Annotated in this window: 26 protein-coding genes; 15 read left to right on the top strand and 11 right to left on the bottom strand. The window is 72.7% G+C overall.

The window, feature by feature from the left end:
* Positions 1–3: 3 nt before the first annotated feature.
* Together RI578_RS36160 and RI578_RS36155 are read right to left on the bottom strand one after the other, a co-directional pair.
* Complete coding sequence (locus tag RI578_RS36160) at positions 4–621, bottom strand: hypothetical protein (RefSeq protein ID WP_310875012.1); 618 nt, start codon at positions 619–621, stop codon at positions 4–6.
* A gap of 102 nt (positions 622–723) precedes the next feature.
* Complete coding sequence (locus tag RI578_RS36155) at positions 724–1,137, bottom strand: SRPBCC family protein (protein ID WP_310875011.1); 414 nt, start codon at positions 1,135–1,137, stop codon at positions 724–726.
* Between the two features lie 169 nt (positions 1,138–1,306).
* On the opposite strand from RI578_RS36155, the gene RI578_RS36150 reads away from it, so the two are divergent.
* Positions 1,307–2,491, top strand: coding sequence for a PP2C family protein-serine/threonine phosphatase (locus tag RI578_RS36150; protein ID WP_310875010.1), 1,185 nt, complete (start codon positions 1,307–1,309; stop codon positions 2,489–2,491).
* A 27-nt stretch (positions 2,492–2,518) separates the two neighbouring features.
* Here RI578_RS36150 and RI578_RS36145 read toward each other — a convergent pair whose 3' ends face one another.
* Entirely contained in the window at positions 2,519–2,830 is a 312-nt protein-coding gene (locus RI578_RS36145) for a hypothetical protein (protein ID WP_310875009.1), read from the bottom strand.
* A 164-nt stretch (positions 2,831–2,994) separates the two neighbouring features.
* On the opposite strand from RI578_RS36145, the gene RI578_RS36140 reads away from it, so the two are divergent.
* The 3 genes from RI578_RS36140 to RI578_RS36130 are packed head-to-tail and all read left to right on the top strand — an operon-like array spanning position 2,995 to position 4,711.
* Positions 2,995–3,693 carry a nucleotidyltransferase family protein gene (locus RI578_RS36140; protein WP_310875008.1) on the top strand — a complete coding sequence of 233 codons (699 nt, stop codon included), beginning with the start codon at positions 2,995–2,997 and terminating at the stop codon, positions 3,691–3,693.
* Entirely contained in the window at positions 3,690–3,986 is a 297-nt protein-coding gene (locus tag RI578_RS36135; RefSeq protein WP_310875007.1) for a BON domain-containing protein, read from the top strand. The genes RI578_RS36140 and RI578_RS36135 overlap by 4 nt, the downstream gene beginning before the upstream one ends.
* The gene (locus RI578_RS36130; protein ID WP_310875006.1) at positions 3,986–4,711 is read left to right on the top strand and encodes a metallophosphoesterase; all 726 of its coding nucleotides are present in this window, start codon (positions 3,986–3,988) and stop codon (positions 4,709–4,711) included. The genes RI578_RS36135 and RI578_RS36130 overlap by 1 nt, the downstream gene beginning before the upstream one ends.
* A gap of 12 nt (positions 4,712–4,723) precedes the next feature.
* On the opposite strand, the gene RI578_RS36125 is transcribed toward RI578_RS36130, so the two are convergent.
* Positions 4,724–5,362: an N-acetyltransferase gene (locus tag RI578_RS36125; protein WP_310875005.1), complete on the bottom strand. Its 639-nt coding sequence runs from the start codon at positions 5,360–5,362 to the stop codon at positions 4,724–4,726.
* 109 nt (positions 5,363–5,471) lie between these two features.
* Here RI578_RS36125 and RI578_RS36120 point away from each other — a divergent pair, with 109 nt between their 5' ends.
* From RI578_RS36120 to RI578_RS36105, 4 genes are all read left to right on the top strand, one after another.
* Entirely contained in the window at positions 5,472–7,961 is a 2,490-nt protein-coding gene (locus tag RI578_RS36120) for a nitrate reductase (protein ID WP_310875004.1), read from the top strand.
* Positions 7,958–8,449, top strand: a complete 492-nt coding sequence (locus RI578_RS36115) for a hypothetical protein (protein ID WP_310875003.1) — start codon at positions 7,958–7,960, stop codon at positions 8,447–8,449. Before RI578_RS36120 ends, RI578_RS36115 begins: the two co-directional genes overlap by 4 nt.
* Positions 8,450–8,601: 152 nt before the next feature.
* Positions 8,602–9,138: a DoxX family protein gene (locus tag RI578_RS36110; RefSeq protein ID WP_310875002.1), complete on the top strand. Its 537-nt coding sequence runs from the start codon at positions 8,602–8,604 to the stop codon at positions 9,136–9,138.
* Between the two features lie 87 nt (positions 9,139–9,225).
* A complete protein-coding gene (locus tag RI578_RS36105; protein ID WP_310875001.1) occupies positions 9,226–9,789 on the top strand; it encodes a hemerythrin domain-containing protein in 564 nt (187 codons plus the stop codon).
* Between the two features lie 64 nt (positions 9,790–9,853).
* Here the strand turns inward: RI578_RS36105 and RI578_RS36100 are convergent, their stop codons facing one another.
* Positions 9,854–10,837 (bottom strand): NAD-dependent epimerase/dehydratase family protein, encoded by a 984-nt coding sequence (locus RI578_RS36100; RefSeq protein ID WP_310875000.1) that lies wholly within the window; start codon positions 10,835–10,837, stop codon positions 9,854–9,856.
* A gap of 406 nt (positions 10,838–11,243) precedes the next feature.
* On the opposite strand from RI578_RS36100, the gene RI578_RS36095 reads away from it, so the two are divergent.
* Positions 11,244–12,488, top strand: a complete 1,245-nt coding sequence (locus RI578_RS36095; RefSeq protein WP_399062564.1) for an MFS transporter — start codon at positions 11,244–11,246, stop codon at positions 12,486–12,488.
* Between the two features lie 391 nt (positions 12,489–12,879).
* On the opposite strand, the gene RI578_RS36090 is transcribed toward RI578_RS36095, so the two are convergent.
* The 3 genes from RI578_RS36090 to RI578_RS36080 all read right to left on the bottom strand — a co-directional run bounded on the left by RI578_RS36090 (position 12,880) and on the right by RI578_RS36080 (position 14,795).
* Entirely contained in the window at positions 12,880–13,425 is a 546-nt protein-coding gene (locus tag RI578_RS36090) for a hypothetical protein (RefSeq protein ID WP_310875954.1), read from the bottom strand.
* Between the two features lie 183 nt (positions 13,426–13,608).
* A complete protein-coding gene (locus tag RI578_RS36085) occupies positions 13,609–14,400 on the bottom strand; it encodes a maleylpyruvate isomerase family mycothiol-dependent enzyme (protein ID WP_310874998.1) in 792 nt (263 codons plus the stop codon).
* Positions 14,401–14,471: 71 nt separating this feature from the next.
* Complete coding sequence (locus RI578_RS36080) at positions 14,472–14,795, bottom strand: hypothetical protein (RefSeq protein WP_310874997.1); 324 nt, start codon at positions 14,793–14,795, stop codon at positions 14,472–14,474.
* Between the two features lie 100 nt (positions 14,796–14,895).
* Between RI578_RS36080 and RI578_RS36075 the strand changes: the two genes are divergently transcribed.
* Positions 14,896–15,765, top strand: coding sequence for a fructosamine kinase family protein (locus RI578_RS36075; protein WP_399062560.1), 870 nt, complete (start codon positions 14,896–14,898; stop codon positions 15,763–15,765).
* Between the two features lie 3 nt (positions 15,766–15,768).
* Here the strand turns inward: RI578_RS36075 and RI578_RS36070 are convergent, their stop codons facing one another.
* Positions 15,769–17,427, bottom strand: a complete 1,659-nt coding sequence (locus RI578_RS36070) for a catalase (RefSeq protein WP_310874996.1) — start codon at positions 17,425–17,427, stop codon at positions 15,769–15,771.
* Positions 17,428–17,632: 205 nt separating this feature from the next.
* Positions 17,633–17,869, bottom strand: a complete 237-nt coding sequence (locus tag RI578_RS36065) for a hypothetical protein (protein ID WP_310874995.1) — start codon at positions 17,867–17,869, stop codon at positions 17,633–17,635.
* Positions 17,870–18,081: 212 nt separating this feature from the next.
* On the opposite strand from RI578_RS36065, the gene RI578_RS36060 reads away from it, so the two are divergent.
* From RI578_RS36060 to RI578_RS36050, 3 genes are all read left to right on the top strand, one after another.
* Entirely contained in the window at positions 18,082–18,747 is a 666-nt protein-coding gene (locus tag RI578_RS36060; protein ID WP_310874994.1) for a TetR family transcriptional regulator, read from the top strand.
* Between the two features lie 7 nt (positions 18,748–18,754).
* Complete coding sequence (locus RI578_RS36055; RefSeq protein WP_310874993.1) at positions 18,755–19,525, top strand: SDR family NAD(P)-dependent oxidoreductase; 771 nt, start codon at positions 18,755–18,757, stop codon at positions 19,523–19,525.
* A 68-nt stretch (positions 19,526–19,593) separates the two neighbouring features.
* Positions 19,594–20,634, top strand: a complete 1,041-nt coding sequence (locus tag RI578_RS36050) for an NAD(P)-dependent alcohol dehydrogenase (protein ID WP_310874992.1) — start codon at positions 19,594–19,596, stop codon at positions 20,632–20,634.
* A 213-nt stretch (positions 20,635–20,847) separates the two neighbouring features.
* Here the strand turns inward: RI578_RS36050 and RI578_RS36045 are convergent, their stop codons facing one another.
* Entirely contained in the window at positions 20,848–22,374 is a 1,527-nt protein-coding gene (locus RI578_RS36045; RefSeq protein WP_310874991.1) for a helix-turn-helix domain-containing protein, read from the bottom strand.
* Positions 22,375–22,546: 172 nt separating this feature from the next.
* Between RI578_RS36045 and RI578_RS36040 the strand changes: the two genes are divergently transcribed.
* Positions 22,547–23,167, top strand: a complete 621-nt coding sequence (locus RI578_RS36040) for an L-threonylcarbamoyladenylate synthase (protein WP_193776685.1) — start codon at positions 22,547–22,549, stop codon at positions 23,165–23,167.
* A gap of 119 nt (positions 23,168–23,286) precedes the next feature.
* Positions 23,287–24,042, top strand: a complete 756-nt coding sequence (locus RI578_RS36035) for a dienelactone hydrolase family protein (protein ID WP_310874990.1) — start codon at positions 23,287–23,289, stop codon at positions 24,040–24,042.
* The last annotated feature ends 8 nt before the right edge of the window (positions 24,043–24,050 follow it).

Below are 24,050 nucleotides of genomic sequence, written 5' to 3'. Positions count from 1 at the left end.
CGTTCAGTTCAGCTTGTCGACGGCCGTGACCGTGGTGGCCTTGAAGTCGGCCACCTGGGCGTGCGCGAAGGTGCCCATCTGACCCCACTGCACGACGGTCACGGTCCTGCCGTCCCGGCCCACCGAGAACAGGCCGATGTCGGAGGCGCCCCACTCGGCGACCGTGTGGACGCCGTAGACGTGGGCGCCCTCCTCCACGTTCAGCCGGCCGTAGTACTTCTGCGTGGCGGTGATGTCGGGGTACTGCTCCATCACCTTCCGCGCGCAGTCGGCGAGGTTCTTGCGCAGCAGGGCGGCGAACTCCCTGGCCTGCCGCGGGCTGCGCTCGACGACCGTGACCTGGAGGGCGCCGGTGTCGTACTCGGTCCAGTACCGGCGGTGGGAGGCGGTGGACGGCAGCGCCTCGCCGACGCACATGGGCAGCGGCTCCGGCTGCCCGGCGGTGACCGGTCCGGCGTACCAGTCGGAGGTGGGATGCGGCGGCAGTTCGGCCGGCTCCAGGAAGGCGGGAGGATCGATCTGCGGCGTCGCCGCGGTCGCCGGGACCGCGGCCACGGCGACCGCGGCACCGGCCGCCAGCGCGGTCACGGCGGCGCGGGCCCCTCGGTTACGGACGTGCATGTGTCCCCCATGTCGGTTCGTCGGTATCGGTCGTCCTTTTCCCCGTACGACCCGTACGACCCGACATAAGGGCGAAGGGTTGCCCTTGTCCCTGCTACGAATTCACCCGGCCGCGTTGTCGATGCGCATCCGCACCTGCTCCTCCAGACGGCGCAGGCTGCTGTCGAGGGCGTCGGCCACCGTGTGCTGCCCGGGGTCGTGGCCCTCGTCGAAGAACGACAGGTGCACCGTCACCTCGCTGGCCCCGCTGTCGAGTCCGGCGACCTGCAGCCAGCCGGCGTAGCTGCCCTGGTCGCGGGTGCCCCATTCGAGCCGCATCTGCTCGGGCCGGGCGCTCAGCAGCGCGGAGGTGTCCTGGTCGGTGCGGTCCTCGTGCACGGTGACCGCCGGCGGGTCCTCGGGCTCCACGTGCAGGTCCCGGGGCAGCCAGGTGCCCAGCTGCCCGACGTTCGCGGCCTGGTCGAAGACCTGCTCGGGATGGGCGGGCATGGTGCGGGAACGCTCGTACTCGGTCATGCGGCACCACTCCTTCGCGCTCGGTGTCGTACGACCTGACGCGTGCCCTGTCTGCCCGGACCGAAGCGCTTCGGCGGTGATCCGCTCGACGGGCGGGGCGGGACGCCCGGTGCCAGACTGCTGCGCAGTGTGCCCCGCCACGACGGGTTTCTCGACGAGGGGAGACGAGGTGTCGACGCCAGAGGCGAGCGATGCGCTGCTGCAGGAGTTCCTCGCCGATCCGGCCCATCTGACCCTGGACCTGGCCAACGCGGTGGCCCGGTGCACGAAGGCCCTGGATCTCCAGCACGCGGTGGTCTACCTCGTCGACCTGCAGCAACGGCATCTCGTACCGCAGACCGACGTGGCATCGGCCATCCCCGTCGACGGCTCTCTCGCCGGCTGGGCCTATCGCACCCAGGCGCTGCGTGTGGAGGAGTCGGACACGGGCGGCGTCACGGCGTGGCTGCCCCTGGTGGACGGTGCGGAGCGGCTCGGCGTGCTGGCGGTGCACTCGTCGGCGCTCACCTCCGCCACCCTGACCCGGGGCCGGGCGCTGGCCTCGCTCCTGGCCATGATGATCACCTCGAAGCGGGCCTTCGAGGACTCGTTCGTCCGGCGCACCCGTACCCGGCCGATGCACCTCCCCTCGGAGATGCTCCGCGCGTTTCTGCCGCCGCGCACCATCGGCAACTCGCACGTCGTGTCGACGGCCGTCCTCGAACCGGCCTACGAACTCGGCGGGGACGCCTTCGACCACTCGCTCACCCAGACGGCACTGCACGTCTCGGTCATCGACTCCATGGGGCACGACCTGGCTTCCGGGCTGACCAGCGCGGTGGCGCTGGCCGCCTGCCGCAACGCCCGGCGCAACGGCGCCGACCTGCCCACGCTCGTGGAGTGCGTCGACGACGCGCTGGCCCGCTGGCTGCCGGAGCAGTACTGCACCGCGGTCCTCGCCCAGTTGGAGTTCGAGACCGGCCTGCTGCGCTGGAGCAACTGCGGGCACCCGGCGCCTCTCCTGATCCGGGGCGAGCAGTTGATCGTCGACGCCCTGGAGCGGGACGCCGACCCGCCGATGGGCGCGCCGGCGCTCCTGTCCGCCGAGCCGCGCCAGACGCACGAGATGAGGCTCGAGCCCGGTGACCGGGTGCTGATGTACACCGACGGGGTCACGGAGGCGCGCACCCGGGAGGAGGAGCTGTTCGGGCTCGAACGGTTCGCGGACTACGTCATCCGGGCCACGGCGGGCGGCGAGCTGGCGCCCGAGTCACTGCGGCGTCTGATCCACTCGCTCCTGGACTCGCAGACCGGCGGGCGGCTGCGGGACGACGCGACGATCCTGATGTTCGAATGGCGGCCGCCGGTCTGCTGACGCCGTCGCGGCGCGGTCCCCGACAGGTCAGACCGGGTGCCCTTGGGCACGCAGCCAGTCGTGCACGGTGTCCTTGTCCGACGGGGTGATGCGGACGGGTCCTTCCACGTAGGGGCCCTCGTCCTCGGTGAAACCGGTGTCCGTGATCCTCGCGGTGACCCAGGTGGCCAGGTCCTGGGCGGCCCGCTCGGACAGGGCGCCCCGTTCCCAGCCGGCGCGGGCCTCGTGGGCCGCGGCATGGTCGTGGTCCTCGGTCTCCGCCAGCCACGCGGCCACCAGCCGTTCCACCGTCCGGCGGTCCTCGGGCCCGGTCCGCTGCTGCGCCTGCTTGTCGTTCATGCCGCCCGAGTGCCCGGATTCCTGCCGGCGCCTCACCTCCGGGACGGGTTCGTGTCGGCGTTACCGCGCCGGGTACCCGGAACCCAGCGGAGGACCGGCCCGACACAGTCTGATTCAGACTGATCCGGCCCGGCAGAAGGCGACAGCCCGGGAAGGGGACAGCAATGACGCAGCCCGCCGACGACCACGCTCTCGACCAGCGCGCCGGCGTTTCCGAGCTCCGTCTGGCAGCGGGGGACCCCGAACTCGTCCCTCAGAACGACGCACGCCACGAGGATCTCCCGCTCGACCGCAATCAGGCGATCCTGCAGGCGGCCAAGCAGGTGGGCTCGATCCTGAAGAAGAAGGAGCACCCGTTCGCGCTGGCCGGCAGCGTGGCCGTGTACGCGCACGGCGGCACCCAGAACCTCCAGCACGACGTCGACTTCTGCATCCGGCCCGACGACGCGGAGGCCGTCGCCGCATCGCTGCGGGAGGCGGGTCTGGCGGTGTACACGCCGCCCGAGGACTGGCTGCTGAAGGCGAACTGCCTGGGACAGCAGGTCGACCTCATCTTCGAGCTGGCGCACGAGCCCGTCACGACACAGTTGCTGGCGCGGGCCCAGGACCTCTCGGTCGACTCGGTGCTCATGCCGGTCCTGTCGCCGACCGATCTGCTGCGCGGTCTGCTGGCGGCCTTCTCGGAGCACCACTGCGACTTCGGGGCGGTACTGCCGATCGCCCGCACACTGCGGGAGAAGATCGACTGGGAGGAGCTGCGCCGCGACTGCGGGGAGGCCCCGATGCCCGCCGCGTTCTTCTTCATCCTCGAACGGCTGGAGATCATCTCCCCGTCCCACTCCGCGAAGGAGGAGCAGCGATGAGCGACCCCGTCGCACACCAGGGCCCCGCGGCGAGCGAAACCTCCGCCGCGGGCGAGAACGTCGAGTACCGCGTGGCCCACCTGCACGACCGGCTCGCCGCGGAGGAACTCGGCGAGCTGGGCGTACGCGCCGAGATCCGGGCCGGCGCGATCGTGCTCACCGGCACGGTGCCTTCCGCGCAGTGCCGCGAGACGGTGCTGCGGGTCGCCCACGAGGAGCTGGCCGGGCTCACCGTGCACACCGACGTCGTGGTGGCGGAGACGGCCGGCCCCGACCATGCGGAGGAGCTGTGATGATCCGCGTCGCCGCCGTCGGAGACATCCACATGGGGCCGGACAGCCAGGGACTGCTGCGGCCGGCCTTCGAGACCCTGCCCGACTGTGCCGACCTGCTGCTGCTCGCCGGGGACCTCACCCGGCACGGCACGCCGGAGGAAGCGCGGGTGGTGGCCCAGGAGGTACGCGACCTACCGGTGCCGGTGGTGGCCGTGCTCGGCAACCACGACCACCACGACGAGCAGCCCGAGAAGGTCACCGCCCTCCTCCAGGACGCCGGCGTGCGAGTCCTGGAGGGCGAGGGGACCGTCGTGGAGTGCGCCGGGACCCGGGTGGGGATCGCCGGGACCAAGGGGTTCGGCGGCGGCTTCGTCGGGCGCAGCGCGGGAGAGTTCGGCGAGCCGATCATGAAGGAGTTCGTCCGCACCACACGCCGCTCGGCGGACAGCCTGCACGCCGCGCTGAAGGAGCTGGACGACGAGGGCTGCGCGGCCCGGGTGGCGCTGACCCACTTCTCCCCCGTCGCCGACACGCTCGCCGGGGAGCCGCCGGAGATCCACCCGTTCCTCGGCAGCTATCTCCTGGCCGAGGCGATCGACACGGCCGGCGCGGACCTCGCCGTTCACGGCCACGCCCACCTGGGCTCGGAGCACGGAATAACGGCGGGCGGAGTGCGGGTGCGCAACGTGGCCCAGCCCGTCATCCGCCGGGCCTTCAACGTCTACCGGCTGGGCACCGCCTGACCGCCGCGTGTGTCAGCTCCGGCCGGCGTCCTCCGTCGTACGTCCGAGGCAGGTGACGTCCGCGGGGTCCAGGCCCGCCGCCTCGATCACGTGGAAGCCCATACGGTCGTAGAAGGCCCTGGCCGGTGTGTTGGCCGTCGCCATGACCAGGTGGACGGCGGGTACCCCGCGCTCCCGCAGTGCCCGCCAGAACGTGCGCATCAGCGCCCGGCCGTGACCGTGTCCCTGCCAGTCGGGCAGCAGGTCGATGTGGAGATGGGCCGGGTACGCGGCGAGTTCGGGGACGATCATCCGCTCCGGGTCGTGCAGCAGTCCGGCCATGACCTCGTCCGGGGAGCCGGGCGGGCCGTCCGGTGCCGGGTAGCGGTCGGCGACCCGCGGCAGCCACTTGGCCCGGAACTCCTCCGCGAAGCGCGGGGTGTCCGCCGTGCCGAGGATGTAGCCGACCGCCCGGCCCCGTCCGTCGTCCAGCACGAAGGCCAGGTCAGGGTCCAGGTGGACGTAGGGGGCGGCGAAGATGGCGGGCAGGACGGCGGGGTCGGCGTACACGGGCCTGCTGTCCCGGCCGTTGTGCGCGGTGCGGATGCAGATGTCGTCGAGGGCCGGGGCGTCGGCGGGGCGGTACGGGCGTACGGCGGCTGTCGAGGTCACCGCAGCATCCTGCCCGCTTGGGAGCGCTCCCACAAGTGGTCCGCTTCGATCGGTGGCGCCCGGGTACCCGGCGGCCGGCAGTGTGACGGCGGTTGGCAGGAGGCCGGCAATGGAGGACACGGCGGACCGGATCGCGCAGCCGTGGGGCGACAGAGTGCCCTACGGGCGGCACGAGACCTGGCCGGCCCGGGTGGACACGTTCCTCGCGGACGGGGTGGAGCCCGAGGCGGTGCAGCGGTGGGTGCAGTCGGCGTCGATCCTGCACTCCGACGGGGACGCCATGGACATCGCGGTGGCCGACGGCCGGATGGTGGGCGTACGGGGCCGGGACGTGGACCGGGTCAACCGCGGCCGGCTCGGCCCGAAGGACCTGTTCGGCTGGCAGGCGAACGCCTCCCGGGACCGGCTGACCCGGCCGCTGGTGCGGCGCAACGGGCGGCTGGAGGAGACGGACTGGGACACGGCGATGAACCTGGTCGCCGCCCGCTCCCGCGAACTGCTGGACGAGCGCGGACCGGGCTCGATCGGCTTCTACACCTCCGGGCAGCTGTTCCTGGAGGAGTACTACACGCTCACGGTCCTCGCCCGGGCCGGCATCGGCACCAACCACCTCGACGGCAACACCCGCCTGTGCACGTCGACGGCCGCGGAGGCGCTCAAGGAGACCTTCGGCTGCGACGGACAGCCCGGCAGCTACGACGACTTCGACCACGCCGACGTGGTCGCGCTGTTCGGCCACAACATCGCCGAGACCCAGCCCGTGCAGTGGATGCGGCTGCTGGACCGGATGGAGGGGACCGATCCACCGCGCCTGCTGTGCGTGGACCCCCGCCCCACGCGGGTCGCCCGGCACGCCGCCGTGCACCTCGCGCCGCGCGGCGGCACCAACGTCGCCCTGCTCAACGCGCTGCTGCACGAGACGATCCGGCACGACCGGATCGACCGCGACTTCATCGACGCGCACACCGTCGGCTTCGAGGAACTGGCCGAGCGCGTCGCCGACTGCACGCCCAAGTGGGCCGCGGACATCTGCGACGTCCCCGCCGCCCGGATCGAGGAGGCGGCCGAACTCGTCGGCACCACCGACGCGTTGGTCTCCACCGTCCTCCAGGGCGTCTACCAGTCCCACCAGGCCACGGCCGCCGCGGTGCAGATCAACAACCTGCACCTGATCCGCGGCATGCTGGGCCGCCCCGGCGCCGGCCTTCTGCAGATGAACGGCCAGCCCACCGCCCAGAACACCCGCGAGTGCGGCGCCAACGGCGACCTGCCGGGCTTCCGCAACTGGCAGAACGACTCCCACGTCGCCGACCTCGCGAAGGTGTGGAACGTCGAGCCGGAGACCATCCCGCACTACGCGCCGCCCACGCACGCGATGCAGATGTACCGGTACGCCGAGCAGGGCTCGATCCGGATGCTGTGGATCAGCGGCACCAACCCGGCCGTGTCCCTGCCCGAACTGTCCCGCATCCGCTCGATCCTGACGCAGAAACGCCTGTTCACAGTCGTTCAGGATCTGTTCCTGACGGAGACGGCGCAACTGGCCGACGTGGTGCTGCCCGCCGCCACCTGGGGCGAGAAGACCGGCGCCCTCACCAACGCCGACCGCACGGTGCACCTGTCGGAGAAGGCGGTCGAACCGCCCGGCGAGGCCAAGCCCGACCTGGACATCTTCCTGGACTACGCCCGGCGCATGGACTTCCGGGACAAGGACGGCGGCCCGCTGATCACCTGGGACGACCCCGAGTCGGCGTTCGAGGCGTGGAAGCGGTGCAGCGCTGGCCGCCCCTGCGACTACACCGGCCTGTCCTACGCCAAGCTGCGCGACACCAGCGGTATCCAGTGGCCCTGCGACGAGGAGTCGCCCGAGGGCACCGCGCGCCTCTACACCGACGGCATCAGCTGGGCCCACCCGGACCTGTGCGAGAGCTACGGCAAGGACCTGGAGACCGGGGCGTCGCAGGAGGTGGTCGAGTACCGCTCCCTCAACCCCGGCGGCAAGGCGATGCTGAAGGCCGCCGCCTACTGGCCGCCGCACGAGGAGCCGGACGAGCAGTACCCGTTCCAGCTCACCACCGGCCGGACGATCTACCACTTCCACACCCGTACGAAGACCGGGCGGGCACCCCAGCTCCGCGACGCCGCCCCGGACGTGTGGGTGGAGATCTCCACCGCGGACGCGGACCGGCTCGGCCTCGGCGAGGGCGACCTGGTCGACGTGACGAGCAAGCGCGGCTCACTGCGGGGGCGGCTGCGGGTGACCGGCATCCGGCCGGGCCTGCTGTTCGTGCCGTTCCACTACGGCTACTGGGACACCGAGGGCGGGTCGGGACCGGGCCCGGACACTCCCGGGCGGGCGGCGAACGAGACGACCATCACCGACTGGGACCCGGCCTCCAAGCAGCCGCTGTTCAAGACGGCCACGGCCGGCCTCACCCTCGTGGAGCGCGGCGACGGCAGTGCGTCCCCGGCACCGACCACCGCCGCCTCGGCGCCCGCCACCCCCGGCGCCGCGACACCCACCGCCGGCGGACCGGCGGCGCACACGACACAGACGCCGACCGAGTTCCCGCACGGCCGTGAGGAAGGCGCCCAGTGAACGGCATCACCCTGACCCTGCGCACCCTGCACCGCGGCGAACGGCACCTGGCGCACGACCTGGTGAGCGTCGCCGAGCGGCACCGCACCGAGCACGAGGTCCATCACGTCGCCACCGACCTCGCCGTCTGGTCCCGCGAACACGTCCGGCGGCTGGCCGAGGTCGCCGCGCACCACGACGTGAAGCTCGGCGACCCGCCGGACCACTCGTCGGACGGCGTCTTCGCGACGCTGCGGAAGAAGGCGTCGGAGGCGGTGGTGCGCCGACCCGAGCCCGGCCTGCTGCTCCTGCGCGACCTGCGGGAGCTGCACATCGCCGCCGCGGAGAACTCGCTGCACTGGGAGATGCTCGCCCAGGCCGCCCAGGCGTCCAGGGACAGCGAACTGCTGGGGCTGGCCTCGGCCTGCCACCCGCACACACTGCGCCAGATGCGCTGGACCAACACCCTGATCAAGAACCTGTCGCCGCAGATCCTCAACAGCCTGTGACCTGCGCGGCCCCGGCGCGCGCGGTGCCGGGGAGCGCCGGTACCGCGCCGGACGCCGAATGGCGCCGCCGGGTCCGGGCACCTGATGATCCCAGTAGGCGTCACACCCTCGGCAACCATCGACACCCATGGAAAGAAGCGAGAGAGAGTGTCATGAGTCTTCTGCGTATGGTCGGCCGCCCGATGCTCGCCTCGATGTTCGTCGCGGGCGGTCTGCACGCCCTGCGCCGGCCCGCGGACGTGGCCCCGGCGGCGGAGCCGATCGTGCGGCCGGTCGCGGACCGCGTGGCGGCGCTGCCGGACGACACCGAACAACTCGTACGGCTCAACGGCGCCGTCCAGGTGGCGGGCGGGGTCCTGCTCGGGCTCGGCCGCTGCCCGCGGCTGGCCGCGCTGGCCCTCGCGGCGACGTTGGTCCCCACCACGCTGGCGGCGCACCGCTACTGGGAGGCGGAGGACCCGTCCGACCGCGCCCAGCAGCGCATCCACTTCCTGAAGAACCTGTCCATGATGGGCGGGCTGCTGATCGCCGCCGACGACACCGGCAGCGCACCCTCGCTGCTGTGGCGCGGCCGGCACGCGGCCCAAGACCTGCGGCACGACGCCCACTTGGTGCACCGTTCGGTCCGGGCCGCGGCACGTCCCGCGGCGGCCGCGGGCGGTATCCGGGCCAAGCTGGGCAGCTGCTGAAGGGGGCGTTAGCCCACTGAGTGTGGGGGGACCCGACGTCCGTGGCGGGTCGGTTCCGTAACCGCCACGACCTGCTGGAGGTGAAGCATGGGACACGGAGGAAACGTCATCGACGAGCTGACGACCGATCACCGTGAGGTCGAGGAGCTCTTCGGCAAGATCGAGGCCCTGCCGTCCGGTCACAAGGACCGCAAGCTGTACGCCGATCAGGCCACCATCGAGCTGATCCGGCATTCGGTGGCGGAGGAGGCGTATCTCTACCCGGCCGTCCGTGAGCACGTGGCGAACGGAGGTGCCCTCGCGGACAAGGAACTCGAGGACCACGCCGAGGCCGAGCAGCTCATGAAGGACCTGGAGGGCTGCGCGGCGGACGACGCCGAGTTCGACCGGTTGATCGGCAAGCTGATGAGCGAGATCCGTGAGCACGTCGCCGACGAGGAGGGCAACCTCTTCCCGAGGCTCCGCGAGGCCTGCCCCGCGGACGCGCTGAACCAGTTGGGCGACAAGGTCCGACAGGCGAAGAAGACGGCGCCGACACGTCCGCACCCGTCCGCGCCGGACAAGCCCCCGATGAACAAGCTCCTGGCGCCCGGTGCGGGAATGGTCGACCGGGTGCGGGACGCGATGTCGGGGCGGGGCAAGTCCGGCTGAGCGCACCCGTCCGCAAAACCGTGTGAGGGCCCGTCGCCATTGGCGACGGGCCCTCACACGGCGTTCAAGCCCACCACTCCCCCGCCCTCCCGGGCGCCGCCGTCGTCGGGATCGTCTCGGGCAGGCCGCGAAGCGAGGCGATGGTGCGTTCCAGTCCGTCCTGCCAGGTCACACTCGGCAGCCAGCCGAAGATCTCACGGGCGAAGCCGGTGACCGGCCGGGGCTCGGCAGGCCGGTCACCCGCCCCGTCGACAAACGTCAGCGACGAGTCGGACCCGGCCAGGTCGATCACCAGGCGGGCGATCTCCGCGGCGGTGGGCTCCTCGTCGCCACCGATGTCCACGGGCCGCACCGAGCGGCCGGCCGCGACCAGCAGCACGCCGTCGACCATGTCGTCGACGTAGCACAGGGGGTGCTTCCGGCTGCCGTCCCCGGTTACGGTGACGGGCCGGCCGGCGAGGGCCTGTTCGATGAAGCCGGCCAAGGTTCCACCGGCGTCCGTGCGCATACCGGGTCCATAGCCGGTGAACAGCCGGACGATGCCGGCGTTCGAACCGTGGGCGCCCGCGTGCGCGGCGACCAGAGCCTCGGAGAACCGGACGGCCTCGGCGCAGGCGCTGTGCGGACCCACCGGGTCGGCGTGGGGCGGCACCGGCGGCGAGGAGGCGAGCAGAAACCGGGCACCGTCCCGGTCGGCGACGGCCAGCGCGTTGCGGGTGCCGAGGCTGGCGGCGTCCAGGACCTCCACGGGCCGATCCGGCCAGGCGGCCGGAGACGCGGGGCCCGCCAGGTGCAGGACCAGGTCGTAAGGGCCGGCCAAAGCCTCCACGCACTCAAGATCGGAGATGTCACGTTCCAGAAAGCGGAACCCGGCCCGTCCGGCGAGGTGGGCCACCTTCTCCGCCCGCCCCGTGGAGAGATCGTCCAGGCAGTCGACTTCGACGCCTGAATCGAGCAGGCGGGTGCACAGATGTGAACCGAGGAACCCCGCGCCGCCGGTCACCAGGACATGGTTCCAGGGCGGGCTGAACGCCGCCATCGACATCATGAGGACGACCTTTCTTCCTCTGCGAAAAGCGTGCCCCGAGTGCCCCACCGAGTCGCTTTCATGCTCTGACGTCTACTGCGACCCCTGCCGTCACGGTCCGTGAGCACCAAGACCTGTGATCAAACCCACTCGAATAACCAAATCAGTTGGCGTAGCAGGAGTTTGTCCCCTCCGCCCCGCCCCCTGCGGCGGGGACCGGCGATGACTCGCCGTTCCCGTCTGCCACGATGGTCGGCGCCGTCTCCGGCTCAGTGGAGTGGCCGCGCAACGCAGCCGGCCTTCTCGCTCCCGTCCCTTTCCCTTCCGGGTCTCACGACTCGTCTTCGAGTGGCGCACTGTGTCTTCTTCCCCTGCCCCCGCCTCCGCACCGTCCCGTTCGCCGTGGCGGTCCCTGAGATACCGCAGCATGCGCTGGTGGTCGGTCGCGAACTTCGTGTCGAACGCCGGAACGTGGATGCAGCTCACGGTGCAGAACCTGCTGGTCCTGCAGATCACCGGGTCCGCCGCCGCGACGGGACTGTCGATGTCCGTCCAGGCCGCGCCCGCGCTCCTGATCAGCGTCTTCGGCGGCGCGGCCGTCGACCGCTGGCCACGGAAGCTGACCGCCGCCGTCAGCCAGGCCCTGCTCGGCGCGGTCGCGTTCGTGACGGCGCTCATGGTGGCACTGGACCGGCTCGACGTGACCTCCCTGATGCTGCTGGCCGCCGTCACCGGGGTCATCGCCACCGTCGACGGCCCGGCGTGTTCGCTGCTGGGCAACGACCTCGTCCCGCCCCAGGACGTGCCCTCCGCGATCGGCGTGGGCGCCCTGGTGCACCAGGCCGGCCGCCTCACGGGGGCCGCGCTGGCCGGGGTCACGGTCGGTTTCCTCGGCACGGCCGCCGCCTACGCCGCCAACGGCTTGTCGTTCCTGTTCGTGGCCTCGGTCATCCCCTTCCTGCGCCCCGCACGCGGTGCCGTCAAGCACACCGGGGCGGTGAAGCGCGACACCGACGCGGACACCATGACCGTCCGCGAGGGGCTGGCCTTCTTCGCCCGCCGTCCCCGCCTGCTGGCGCTGGCCGGCGTCACCGGGGTCAGCGCGGTCTTCGGCCGCAACTACCAGCTCACCCTGGCCGTCCTGGTCACCGGGCCGCTCGCGGGCGGCGCCGGTTCGTTCGGCACGGTCTCCACGGTGCTGGCCGTCGGCGGCATCGTCGGCGCCGTCCTGGGCGCCCGGCTGCGCCGGCCCAGCGTGCGGATCGTGGGCGCGCTGGCGGCGGCGGGCGGGCTGCTTCAGGTGGTGGCCGGGCTGTCGCCGTCGCTGGCCGTCCTCCTGGTGATGGTGCTGCCGATGGCCGTGGTGGAGTCCGTCTCCGACACCGCGGGCACGGCGGTACTCCAGACCGACCCGCCCGCGCACATGCGGGGCCGGGTGCTCGGGGTGTGGGGCAGCATCGGCACCGTGTGGAGCCTCGGCGGCCCTCCTGCCCTGGGCCTGCTGATGGAGCTGGCCGGCGCACGCGGCGCCCTCATCGCGGGCGGACTGATCATCGCCGGCAGCATCGGCGCGGGCCACCTCCTGCGGGAGCGCCGGATCACGGCCCCGGTGGCGGTGCGGGCCGGAGACGCGGATGTGCCCGAGCAGGCGGCGCTGGGGACCGCCGCCTGAGCGGGACACGACTCGGGACCGGGGGTGGGTGACGCGGCCCGGCGCTACGGGGTGCCTCCCCCACTCTCGGCTTCACTCGAGCGGGAGGTGCCCCCACCGCCCACCCGTGCCGCCCCAGCGGCACGACTGCCCGCAGCTGGGCGGGGCGGCGGCGACTGCCCGCAGCTACGCGAGGCGGGGGAAACCGGTAGCCGCGTACGGCGAGAAGGGGACGTGTCGGGGGGTGTCCGCCCGCAGCGGTTGGCGCGTCAACACACGGCACTTCTGCGGCCGACCGATTCCGCGCCGTTCCGAGGACGGACACCCCCCGGCGCGGCCCCGACCCACAACGAAACAGAACGCGCTACCCGCACCCCCACCGAATCCGCACAGGCCACCGCAGGTACCCGGATCAGGCGACGAGCGCCTGGCCGGGGTCCAGTCGGGCCACGAGCTGGGCGTGATGCAGTTCGGCGACAGGCGCAACGAGGTCGGGATGGCGCAGGAGCGTCGCCGCCCGCCGGTCCTGTTCGTCGGGCGCGAGCAGGCGGCGGAACTCGACCGGCGTACCGGACGGCCTACCCGCCACCGGGCCACCGTCACCGTCCGCCAGCGCCGCCACCGCCAGGGCGGCCAGTTCCGGGTCGGTCAGCAGGCAGGCCGCCCAGCTCGCGACGACCTCGTCCACCCAGGTTCGCCAGGCGTCCCCGTCCGGGTCGGCGGCAGCCGTACCGTCCGCGCCGGTGATCCAGTCGAGCCGGGCGGAGCCTCCGGGACCCGCCACGCCCAGCAGCGCGACGTCCATCGGGGTCGGATAACGCAGCCGGGCCGCGACCGTCACCGCCTGCCGCGCCTGCACCTCACCCAGGGCGCAGGCCAGCGCGCCACCGGACGCCGGGTAGGCGCAGGTGAGCCACTGGGCGGTCGCCGCGATGACGGGGGAGAGATCTGCGTGCACTGCCGGGCCGTCCGAACTGGTCGTCGTGGAGGACACGAAAACCGTAGCCCGGGGCCCCCGGCGCGGAACATGGCCCGGCTCTCCTCGGCGGCGTGGCCTCGGACACATCACACGACTCGAGGACCGCGCCGCCACCTCATAGGCGCGCGACCCGGGCAGCGCCGCCCCACGCCGAGCGTCCGATCACTCGGCCGCCACGACGATGCAGCGCCGCAGCACCTCGACCGCCTCCGGATCGCCCTCGATCATCACCCGGGAGTCCCCGGAGCCCCCGGGGCCCCCGGACCCCCCGTCGGCGCCCTCCCGATTCCACAGCCGGCGCAGCACGCCCTCCGGGCTGCCGCTGAACGTCACGTCGGCCGTGCCGTCCCCGGCGCCGTCCGTCACGACGAACTCCCCCGGTCCGGTCCGCACCCGCCACGCCGCGTCACCGGCCCGCACCAGGTACGTGCGCCCCGGCGAATCGGCCAGGATGTCGGTGAAGTACTCGCCCCACTCGGCGACGGAGTACGCGGCGAAGACCTTGAGCAGCTCGTCGATCCCGTCCACGGCGAGATCGGCCGGGACCGGCGCGACAGCCTGCCCGGTGCCCAGTTCGGCGTCGATGCGGTGGATGACGGTCTCCTGGGCCATCCGCCGGATCCAGAAGCCGACGCTCTGGTCGGGACCGTACCAGGCGGCGGCCGGGTCCTCGGGAGCGCGGGTGGCGAACTCGGCGCGCAGCGCGGTGTACCCACGGTCGAGCAGCGCCGTCGGCTCCTCCTTGGCGAACTCCTCCGGCGGCCACGGCTCGGGCTCGACGCCCTCCCGCATGGCGACGGTCTTGTGCAGGTAGACCTCGCCGACGTGGCGGGTCAGATCGGCGACGGTCCAGCCGGGGCAGGTGGGCACCGGGGCGTCGGCGGCGGTCTCGACGACGGCCCGCAGCCGGTCGTAGTCGGCCGCGAGGCAGTCGAGGAAGCGGGAGTACTCCATGCCGCAGAGCCAAGCACACGCTCAGGACAGGAGCACGGCGTTTTACCGGCCCGGCGGGATCGGTCCCGTGCTCACCAGGCCCCGCTGGTCAGCACCGGCCGGCGGACCGCCTCGGCGGCGTCCCGCAGATGGAGGGCGACGGTGATCAGGGCGCGCAGGGCGGAGGGACGCAGGCTCTGGGCGCTCTCGGCGGCCAGCACCAGGAGGCAGCCCGCGGCCTGCTCGACCACCGGGACGGAGAACGCGAAGTTGTCGCCGTCGGCCCCGCGGAACGCGCGCCAGGGGGTCGCCGCACCGTCGATGGCCTTCTGGACCGCGTGCTCGAGATGCCGTGCGGCCTGCTCGCACACGGGGGCGGGCAAGGTGATGGTCCGATGGAACGCTGAACTGGTCATAGTCCCACTGCTCCCCCGTCCCCGGGGTCTTCGATCGGCGTACCGGGCGTTTTTCACCGGGTCGGCCGCAACCCGGTCCTGGGCTCCTAGGCTGGTCTCCGTGTGCTCCATCACCTCGCCCTCGGTCGCCGCGGCCCGGTTCACCGGCCGGTCGGTGACCGGTGAGCGCCCGCTGTCCGGTTCGCTCACCGAGGTCACCCTCGACGACGGACACACGGTGATGGTCAAACGTGGCGACGGCGCCGGAGCGGCCCGGGCCGAGGCCGCCGGGCTGCGTTGGCTGGCGGACGCCGGCACGGTGCGGATCCCGGCGGTGCGCGGCGACGACGAGCGCTGGCTGGTCACCGACCGCGTGGCACAGGGCCGGGCGAGTGCCGGGGCGGCGGTCCGGTTCGGCCGGGACCTGGCCGCGCTGCACGCCGCGGGGGCGCCGGCCTTCGGTGCCCCGCCACCCGGTGGGCCGAAGGGCGCGTACATCGGGCTCGCCCCGATGCGCAACGTCACCGGAAGCGACTGGCCGAGCTGGTACGCGGAGCACAGGGTGCTTCCGTACCTGCGCCACGCGGTCGACGCAGGCACCCTCCGGCAGGCCGAGGCGGCCGATGTCGAGCGGGTCTGCGAGCGGCTGCCCGAGCTGGCGGGGCCCGCGGAGCCGCCCGCCCGGCTGCACGGCGACCTGTGGAACGGCAACGTGCTGTGGGGCGCCGACGGGCAGGTCCATCTGATCGACCCGGCCGCGCACGGCGGGCACCGGGAGACCGACCTGGCGATGCTGCGCCTCTTCGGCTGCCCGCACCTGGACCGGATCCTGGACGGCTACCGGGAGACCGTGCCCCTCGCCGACGGCTGGGCCGGCCGCGTCGGCGTGCACCAGCTCTTCCCGCTGCTGGTGCACGCCGTACTCTTCGGGCGCGGCTACGCCGAGCAGGCCCTCACGGCGGCGCGGGCGGCGCTGCGGCGCCCTGGCTGAGCGTCAGCGCGTCACGACGTGCCGCTCGTTGGGTACGCAGTGGGTCATCGTCAGACCCTCGACGTCACGCGGCGGGTTCTTGCCGAGGTTGGCCAGCCGCTCGCGGTCCTCGTCGGTGAGGTCCTGGCTGGCCAGCGGCTTGAGGTCCGACACGTCCTGCGGGCTGATACCGATCCCCTCGCCGACCCGCAGGCCGAGGTCGTTCTCGACCAGCAGGAAGTGCCACACCATGCGCTCCTGCACCGGCCGGTCGCACTGGGAGAGCAGGTTGACGAAGTTCGCCACGAGGTCGTCGCGCTCCCACGGCTCCAGCAGCAGATAGCGCTGCCCGGCCTGCATGTAGTCGTTGGTGCGCGGGATGCGCTTGCGGGTGAGCCGCCCCTGGATCTCCGGCCCCTGCTCGTCGTGCGTGGGGTACTCGCCCTCGCGCAGGCCGCCGGTGATCGACGGCTCGTAGTTGACGATCGGGTTCTCGCCGCCGCCGTCCTGGTGGTAGGCCATCTGGCCGTCGCGCTGGTTGGTGCGCACGTCGGCGTTCTTGGCCTGGTTGACGGGCAGCTGGAGGTAGTTCGGGCCGACCCGGTAGCGCTGGGTGTCGCTGTAGGAGAAGGTGCGGCCGACCAGCATCTTGTCGTCCGAGAAGTCCAGGCCGTCGACGATGACGCCGGTGCCGAAGGAGATCTGCTCGTTCTCGGCGAAGTAGTTCTCCGGCATCCGGTCGAGCACCATCCGGCCGACCGGCTTCGCCGGGAACTCCTGCTCCGGCCAGGTCTTGGTGTCGTCGAGCGGGTCGAAGTCGAGCTCCGGGTGGTCGTGGTCGTCCATCATCTGGACGAGCAGCTCCCACTCGGGGTAGTCGCCGCGGGTCACCGCGTCGTAGAGGTCCTTGGTGGCGTGGCCGAGGTCGTGGGCCTGGACGTTGGCGGCGTCCTCCTCGGTCATGCTGCGGACGCCCTGCTTGGGCATCCAGTGGAACTTGACGAGCTTGGTCTCGCCGGCCGCGTTGACCCACTTGTAGGTGTTGACGCCGAAGCCCTGCTGGTGGCGGTAGTCCGCCGGGATGCCGCGCGGGCTGAACAGGTTGACCAGCATGTGCATGCACTCGGGCGTCTGCGACATGAAGTCGAAGATGCGCCGGGGCTGCTGCTCGAAGGTCACCGGGTCCGGCTTGAGGGCGTGGATGACGTCCGGGAACTTGATCGCGTCGCGGATGAAGAAGACGGCCAGGTTGTTGCCGACGAGGTCCCAGTTGCCGTCCTCGGTGTAGAACTTCACCGCGAAGCCGCGGGGGTCGCGGGCCGTCTCGGCCGAGTCGCGTCCGCCGATGACGGTGGAGAACCGGACGGCCAGGTCGGTGCGCTTGCCCCGCTCCTGGAACAGCTTGGCCCGGGTGTAGCGGTCGATCGGCTCGTCGCCCCAGGCGCCGTACGCCTCGAAGTAGCCGTACGCGGTCACCCCGCGGGCGTGCACGACGCGCTCGGGGATGCGCTCGCGGTCGAAGTGGCTGATCTTCTCCAGGAACTGGTAGTTCTCCAGCGTGGCGGGGCCGCGGGCGCCGACGGTGCGCTGGTTCTGGTTGTCGTAGACGGGGTGCCCCTGCCGGTTGGTGAGCACCTTGCGGTCGTCGCCCGGGGCGGATCCCTGGCTCGATACGTCCGTCATGTTCGTGGGCTCCTTCGACTCGTGGCCGGCCTCGGACGCGGCCCTGAGCTGCGAGGCGGCCGTCGGCCGCGCACATGGGCGGCCCGGGTACCCCGCGGCACGTCATCCGACACATACCGATTTGCGCTTATTTCCCGTATCTCACGCCGAGGACCCGGAAGCCCGTGCCGCCGGGCGTCCGGGTCCTCGCGGGCGGACCGCGCGTTCAGCCGCCGTTCAGCCGTGCGCGCAGCAGCCCCTTGCCCAGTTCGGCGCCCTTGCGGCTGTCCGACTGCGCCTTGCGGAACAGCTCCGCGACCTCGGTGTCCTTGTTGCGCTCCGCGTCCTGGATGTACGTCTCCAGGCGCAGCGCGTTGTTCAGGCACGACTCGACGTACCAGATCAGGTTGTAGTCCTTGTCCTGCGTGCCGGTCACGCCGCCGGTCTCCGTGCCGCTGGTCATGCGGGCCTCCTCTTCGAGGTGTTCGATCCGAAGTGCGGGCCGGGTACCCGGGGCGCCATGGGACACACGGCGTTCGCGGGAACGGACCCGGACTCGGCCCCGGACTCGGACTCGAACTGGGACTTACGGCCATTCAGTCATGTCCCATTGGGCCACATGTCCCATTGGGCCACATGTCCCAATGGGACATTTTCAGGTGTACTCTCGGAGGCATGACGGCGACGAAGCCCTCCCCCACCCCCGAGGACCGGCGACAGCGCAAGGCGCGGCAGACCCGCGACGCGCTGGCCACCGCCGCCTGCGACCTGATCCTGGAGCGCGGGGCCGCGGCGACCACGGTGGAAGCCATCGCCGAGCGCGCGGACGTCACGCGCCGCACGTTCAGCCGGTACTTCGCCGGCAAGGAGGACGCCGCCCTCGACTTCGTCCGCCGGGACGGCGACCGCATCAACGCGCTGCTCCGGTCCCGCCCCGCCGGCGAGCCGCCCCTGCTCGCCTATCGCAGGGCCGTGCGCGACTGGCTGGCCGACCGGGACGACCCGGCCTGGCACGTGCGTCCCCGGATGCGCCGGCTGCTGGCCCTCGCCGACAGCGAGCCCGACCTGTTCGCCGCCTACCAGCGCATCCGGGTCGACGCCCAGGAGGAGTCGATCCGCATCGTCGCCGACCGGCTCGGCACCGACGACGCCCGGGACGTGCGCCCGGCCGCCCTCGTGGACGCCGCCGCCGGAGTCCTGATCGCCGCCCTGCGCCTGTGGGCACGCGGCGGCGACCGGGACGCGGGAGCCGCAGACCTCGCCGCCCTCGTGGAGCGGGCCTACGACGCCCTGACCTCGGAGGCCGCGGCCGCGACCCCCGACAGCACCACCGAAGAGTGAGAGCACCATGAGCACCACCACCCCCGCCGCCGAGTTCACCGGCCGCACCGCCCTGGTCACCGGCGCCGCCTCCGGCATCGGCCTGGCCACCGCCCGCCGCCTCGCCGCCGGCGGCGCGAACGTCGTCGTCGCCGACCACAACGCCGAGGGCGCCGAGAAGGCCGCCGCGGAGCTGGTCGCGGAGGGCGTCGAGGCCGCCGCGGTCGAGCTGGACGTGACCCGTCCGGAGTCCGTCGAGGCCGCGGTGAGGTTCACCGTCGACACCTTCGGCGGCCTGGACCTCGCCGTGAACAACGCGGGAATCGGCGGCCCGAGCGCCCCGACCGGCGAGTACGACATCGCGGCCTACGACCGGGTCGTCCGCACCAACCTCGACGGCGTCTTCTACTCGATGCGCCACGAACTGCCCGCCATCGAGGCCACCGGCAAGGGCGGCGCCATCGTCAACGTAGCCTCCATCCTCGGCTCGGTCGGTTTCGCCGGCTCCCCCGCCTACGTCGCCGCCAAGCACGGCGTGGTCGGGCTGACCAAGGCGGCCGCCGCCGAGTACGCGGCCAAGGGCATCCGGGTCAACGCGGTCGGCCCCGGCTTCATCGACACCCCGCTGCTGAAGACCATGGACGAGGCCGCCTACGACGGCCTGGTCGCCCTGCACCCGGCCGGCCGTCTCGGACGCTCCGAGGAGGTCGCCGAGCTGATCGCCTTCCTGCTGTCGGACCGGGCGTCCTTCGTCGCCGGCAGCTACCACCTGGTCGACGGCGCCTACACCGCCGTCTGAGACCCGCCGCACAACAGCCGGCCGCACGACAGGGGGCCGACCGGGGGGAAGAACAAAGGAGTTCAGCCATGAAGGCACTGCAGTACCGCACCATCGGGGCGCCGCCCGAAGTGGTCACCGTCCCCGACCCGGAGCCCGGCCCCGGCCAGGTGCTGTTGAGGGTCACCGCCGCCGGCGTCTGCCACTCCGACATCGCGGTGATGAGCTGGCCCGCCGAGGGCTTCCCCTACGAGCTGCCCCTCACCCTCGGCCACGAGGGCGTCGGCACGGTGGCGGCGCTGGGCGCCGGAGTGCGGGGCCTCGCCGAGGGCGACGCGGTCGCCGTGTACGGCCCCTGGGGCTGCGGCACCTGCGCCAAGTGCGCCGAGGGCAAGGAGAACTACTGCCTGCGCGCCGACGAGCTGGGCATCCACCCGCCGGGGCTCGGGCGTCCGGGGTCGATGGCCGAGTACCTGCTCATCGACGACCCCCGGCACCTGGTCCCGCTGGACGGGCTCGACCCCGTCGCGGCGGTGCCGCTGACGGACGCGGGACTGACGCCGTACCACGCCATCAAGCGGTCGCTGCCCAAGCTGGTCCCCGGGTCGACCGCGGTCGTCATCGGTACCGGCGGCCTCGGCCACGTCGCCATCCAGCTGCTGCGCGCCCTGACGTCCGCCCGCGTCGTCGCCCTCGACGTCAGCGAGGACAAGCTGCGCCTCGCCCGTGAGGTGGGCGCGCACGAGGCGGTGCTCTCGGACGCGAAGGCCGCGGACGCGGTGCGCGAACTCACCGGCGGCCTCGGCGCCCAGGCCGTGTTCGACTTCGTCGGAGTGGCGCCGACCGTGCGGACCGCGGGCGCCGTGGCCGCCGTCGAGGGCGATGTCACGCTGGTCGGCATCGGCGGCGGGTCGCTCCCTGTCGGGTTCGGTCTGCTGCCCTTCGAGGTGTCGGTGAACGCCCCCTACTGGGGAAGCCGCAGCGAGCTCGTCGAGGTGCTGAACCTGGCTCGCGCGGGCGCCGTGTCGGTGCACACCGAGACGTACTCCCTGGACGACGCCCCGCTCGCCTACGAGCGGCTCCACGAGGGGAAGGTCAACGGCCGTGCGGTGATCCTGCCCCACGGCTGACCGCCCGCCCCTTCCCGCGCGCCACGGTCCGGACGCGGACGCCTTCGACGCGGCGCGCGGTGCCGACGATCACCTGGCCGTGGACCCGACGGAGCAGGCGGAGGAGGCGCGACCGGTCCCCCGTTCCGGTCGTGCCCCCTCGGTCCGTCGAACCTACGTGGACGACTCGGCCGTTGTGAATCGTGTCGATGCCCGCTGCCGGACCATCCGGACTCACCCGTGCACAGGTGAGTCCGGATGGTCCGGTTTCGCCCCAAGCAGGGATGGCTGGTCGAGGTCGCCCGCCGCCAGATGGGCGAGCACGACCTCGTACAGGTCGCTGCCCGCGGCGAGCAACTGGCGTTCCAGGACGGGTTCGGCGCTGCGGACGTGCTCGCGCACGGTCTGGGCGTGCACGCCCAGCGTCCGCGCGGCGCGCTCGGCGTTGCCTCCGACGGCGATCCAGGTGCGCAGCGTGCGCCGCAGGTCCCGGGGGTCCGGTTCCAGGCGGCCGAGCAGGTCGCCGGCCCAGGTGCGCAGTGCGGGCCCGGCCAGCAGGTCGGTGAGACGGGCGGGGCCGGGCCGTTCGGTGCCGCCGGGGTGCTGGGCGAGGCCGGCCTGGGCGTTCAGGGCGAGGTGGACGGCGGCGCGGGCGGTCAGGTCGGCGAAGTCCGTCCGCAGCAGCGCCTCGACCCGGTCCATGCGGGCGCGGACCGTGTTGCGGCTGACGCCGAGGACCTTCGCCGTGTTGACGGCGGTGAACTCCAGGCCGAGCCGGGTGGTGGCGAGGAGTTCGGCGCGGGTGTGGTGCGGCAGGATGTCGAGCGGGCGCAGCAGGTGGAGCGCCCAGCCGTGCAGCGCCGCCGGGTCCATCAGGCGCTCGGGACGGGTCCGCTCGGCGTACACGGCCGCCTTGTCGGGGCGGAACCGGGCGACGGCCAGGGCGCTCACGGCCTGGCCGTACGCGGTGGCGGTGCGGGCGAGGCTCTGCCGGGCGCTACCGCCGAGGAAGACGCCGGGGAGACGGCCGACGAGCGAGCGCAGCTCCTGACCGGCCGCCTCGCGGGGCGTGAGGACGATCACGTGCCCGTCCATGGCCGGGCACCGTACGACGAGGGCCCGTTCGCCCGTCGCCGACAGGCACTCCTCGGCGAGCCGGTCGCGCTCCTCGGGGCTGCTCTCCACGACGTAGACACACGCCTCGTCGGTGTCGAGGAGACCCGGCCAGAGTCCGGCGGCCACGCGGCGGGCGGAGACGGTCTCCTCCACCATCAGCAGTTGCAGGATGGCCAGGCGCAGGTCGGAGGTGGCCCGCCGCAGCCGGTGTCCGGCCGCGGTCGACTCGTGGCCGGCCAGCAGCAGCTCCACGACCTGCGCGGTGTGCGTGACGATGTCGGAGACCCGCCGGTCGAAGGGGGCCTCGCGCGCCACCGCGAGGACGGCGGCCGGCGCCGGGTGGACCCGCTCCACGCGGACGAGCCGCAGATGACGCCCCCGGTCCTCCAGGGCGGCGGAGGCGATCCGGCCGGAGGTGATGTCGGCGACCAGGTCCTCGTCCAGCGGGGTGCGGGTACCGGCCAGCAGGCGGCCGGCGCCGTCCTGCAGGGACACGGCCGCGTGCGCGGTCCGGGCGAGCCATGCCACGACCCTGCGTACGTCGCGTCCGGCCGGCCGCAGGTGGTCGAGCAGTTCCGCCGACCAGTCCGCGCCTTCACCGGCCCCGGCTCTTCGCTGCCGTGCCCCGTCCTCTCGGCCCGCCACGTCGGCCTTCTCCTCGCCCTCGCCTTGACCCTCGGCCCAGGTCGGGGACGTTACCGCATGGCTGAGCGCGCACGGCACCTCCGGCGGACGCGACGATCCGGGAAGGGACGGCGGCCGAGCCACCGACCGGGCCTGTCGGCCCGGCGCCCGCCGGCGGGCATAAGCTCGGTGAATGGCGAAGTACTTCGACGTGCACCCCGACAACCCCCAGCCGCGCAGCATCACCCAGGTCGCCGACAGCGTCCGCTCAGGGGCGCTGATCGCGTATCCGACGGACTCCTGCTACGCGCTGGGCTGCCGACTGGGCAGCCGCGACGGCATCGACCGCATCCGGTCGATCCGGCAACTGGACAGCCGGCACCACTTCACCCTGGTGTGCCAGGACTTCGCGCAGCTCGGTCAGTTCGTACAGATCGACAACGACGTGTTCCGGGCGATCAAGGCATCGACGCCGGGCAGTTACACCTTCATCCTGCCGGCGACGAGGGAGGTGCCGCGCATGCTCCAGCATCCGAAGAAGAAGACCGTGGGCGTGCGCATCCCGGACCACGTCGTCACCCAGTCCCTGCTCACCGAACTCGGTGAACCGCTGCTGTCCAGCACCCTGCTGCTGCCCGGCGAGGAGGAGCCGATGACCCAGGGCTGGGAGATCAAGGACCGGCTCGACCATGTGCTCGACGCGGTGATCGACTCCGGGGACTGCGGCACCGAGCCGACCACGGTCGTCGACTTCTCCGGCGGTGAGGCGGAGATCGTGCGGCGGGGCGCGGGCGACACGGCCAGGTTCGAGTAGCCGACCGCCCACCGCCGGGGACCGCCGCGCTCCCCCGGAGCGACGTGCCAGGATGGCCATGATCCGCCGGTGACGCCGGCGGATCGGGCACCGAGGCACGACAGAAAGGCAGTCCCCCCATGACCGCCGTACAGGGAACAGCCGTCGACGTCCCCACCGACGAGGGCACCGCCGACGCCTACCTCACGCATCCCGCCGACGGGAAACCGCATCCGGCGGTCCTGCTCTACATGGACGCCTTCGGACTGCGCCCGCAGCTGCGGAACATGGCCGACCGGCTGGCCGGTGCCGGGTACACGGTCCTGGTCCCCAACGTCTTCTACCGGCACGGGCGGGCGCCGGTCGTGGAACTGCCCGAGTTCATCGACCCGGGGGCCCGGCCGGACATCTTCCAGCGCCTCGGGCCGATCATGCGGTCGCTGACGCCCGACCGGGCGATGCGGGACGCCGGGGCCTACCTGCGGTGGCTCGCGGACTGCCCGGCGGCGGCCGACGGCCCGGTCGCGCTGACCGGCTACTGCATGGGCGCCGGGCTCGCCCTGCGCACGGCCGGCACGTATCCGGACCGGGTCGCCGCGGCGGCCGGCTTCCACGGCGGGAACCTGGCGACCGAGGGGCCGCAGAGCCCGCACCTGGTGGCCGAGGGCATCACCGCCGAGCTGTACTTCGGCCACGCGGACCACGACGGGTCCATGCCGCCCCAGCAGCAGGAGCGCCTGGCGGCGGCGCTGACCGCGGCCGGCGTCCGGCACCGCTGTGAGGTGTACGGCGACGCCCCCCACGGCTACACGCAGGCCGACACCGCGGCGTACGACCCCGAGGCGACCGAGCGGCACTGGGCGGCGCTGCTGGACCTCCTGAAGCGGACGTTCTGACGCGTACG

Source organism: Streptomyces sp. BB1-1-1, assembly GCF_031597775.1.
GTDB lineage: Bacteria > Actinomycetota > Actinomycetes > Streptomycetales > Streptomycetaceae > Streptomyces > Streptomyces thinghirensis.
This window is presented reverse-complemented; position numbering and strand designations above follow the sequence as displayed.

Bases quoted from the DNA above. Each gene is read 5' to 3' on its own strand.
- RI578_RS36160 (WP_310875012.1), bottom strand. From the start codon at position 621: ATGCACGTCCGTAACCGAGGGGCCCGCGCCGCCGTGACCGCGCTGGCG.
- RI578_RS36155 (WP_310875011.1), bottom strand. From the start codon at position 1,137: ATGACCGAGTACGAGCGTTCCCGCACCATGCCCGCCCATCCCGAGCAG.
- RI578_RS36145 (WP_310875009.1), bottom strand. From the start codon at position 2,830: ATGAACGACAAGCAGGCGCAGCAGCGGACCGGGCCCGAGGACCGCCGG.
- RI578_RS36140 (WP_310875008.1), top strand. From the start codon at position 2,995: ATGACGCAGCCCGCCGACGACCACGCTCTCGACCAGCGCGCCGGCGTT.
- RI578_RS36135 (WP_310875007.1), top strand. From the start codon at position 3,690: ATGAGCGACCCCGTCGCACACCAGGGCCCCGCGGCGAGCGAAACCTCC.
- RI578_RS36130 (WP_310875006.1), top strand. From the start codon at position 3,986: ATGATCCGCGTCGCCGCCGTCGGAGACATCCACATGGGGCCGGACAGC.
- RI578_RS36120 (WP_310875004.1), top strand. From the start codon at position 5,472: ATGGAGGACACGGCGGACCGGATCGCGCAGCCGTGGGGCGACAGAGTG.
- RI578_RS36110 (WP_310875002.1), top strand. From the start codon at position 8,602: ATGAGTCTTCTGCGTATGGTCGGCCGCCCGATGCTCGCCTCGATGTTC.
- RI578_RS36105 (WP_310875001.1), top strand. From the start codon at position 9,226: ATGGGACACGGAGGAAACGTCATCGACGAGCTGACGACCGATCACCGT.
- RI578_RS36100 (WP_310875000.1), bottom strand. From the start codon at position 10,837: ATGATGTCGATGGCGGCGTTCAGCCCGCCCTGGAACCATGTCCTGGTG.
- RI578_RS36095 (WP_399062564.1), top strand. From the start codon at position 11,244: ATGCGCTGGTGGTCGGTCGCGAACTTCGTGTCGAACGCCGGAACGTGG.
- RI578_RS36085 (WP_310874998.1), bottom strand. From the start codon at position 14,400: ATGGAGTACTCCCGCTTCCTCGACTGCCTCGCGGCCGACTACGACCGG.
- RI578_RS36080 (WP_310874997.1), bottom strand. From the start codon at position 14,795: ATGACCAGTTCAGCGTTCCATCGGACCATCACCTTGCCCGCCCCCGTG.
- RI578_RS36070 (WP_310874996.1), bottom strand. From the start codon at position 17,427: ATGACGGACGTATCGAGCCAGGGATCCGCCCCGGGCGACGACCGCAAG.
- RI578_RS36065 (WP_310874995.1), bottom strand. From the start codon at position 17,869: ATGACCAGCGGCACGGAGACCGGCGGCGTGACCGGCACGCAGGACAAG.
- RI578_RS36060 (WP_310874994.1), top strand. From the start codon at position 18,082: ATGACGGCGACGAAGCCCTCCCCCACCCCCGAGGACCGGCGACAGCGC.
- RI578_RS36055 (WP_310874993.1), top strand. From the start codon at position 18,755: ATGAGCACCACCACCCCCGCCGCCGAGTTCACCGGCCGCACCGCCCTG.
- RI578_RS36050 (WP_310874992.1), top strand. From the start codon at position 19,594: ATGAAGGCACTGCAGTACCGCACCATCGGGGCGCCGCCCGAAGTGGTC.
- RI578_RS36040 (WP_193776685.1), top strand. From the start codon at position 22,547: ATGGCGAAGTACTTCGACGTGCACCCCGACAACCCCCAGCCGCGCAGC.
- RI578_RS36035 (WP_310874990.1), top strand. From the start codon at position 23,287: ATGACCGCCGTACAGGGAACAGCCGTCGACGTCCCCACCGACGAGGGC.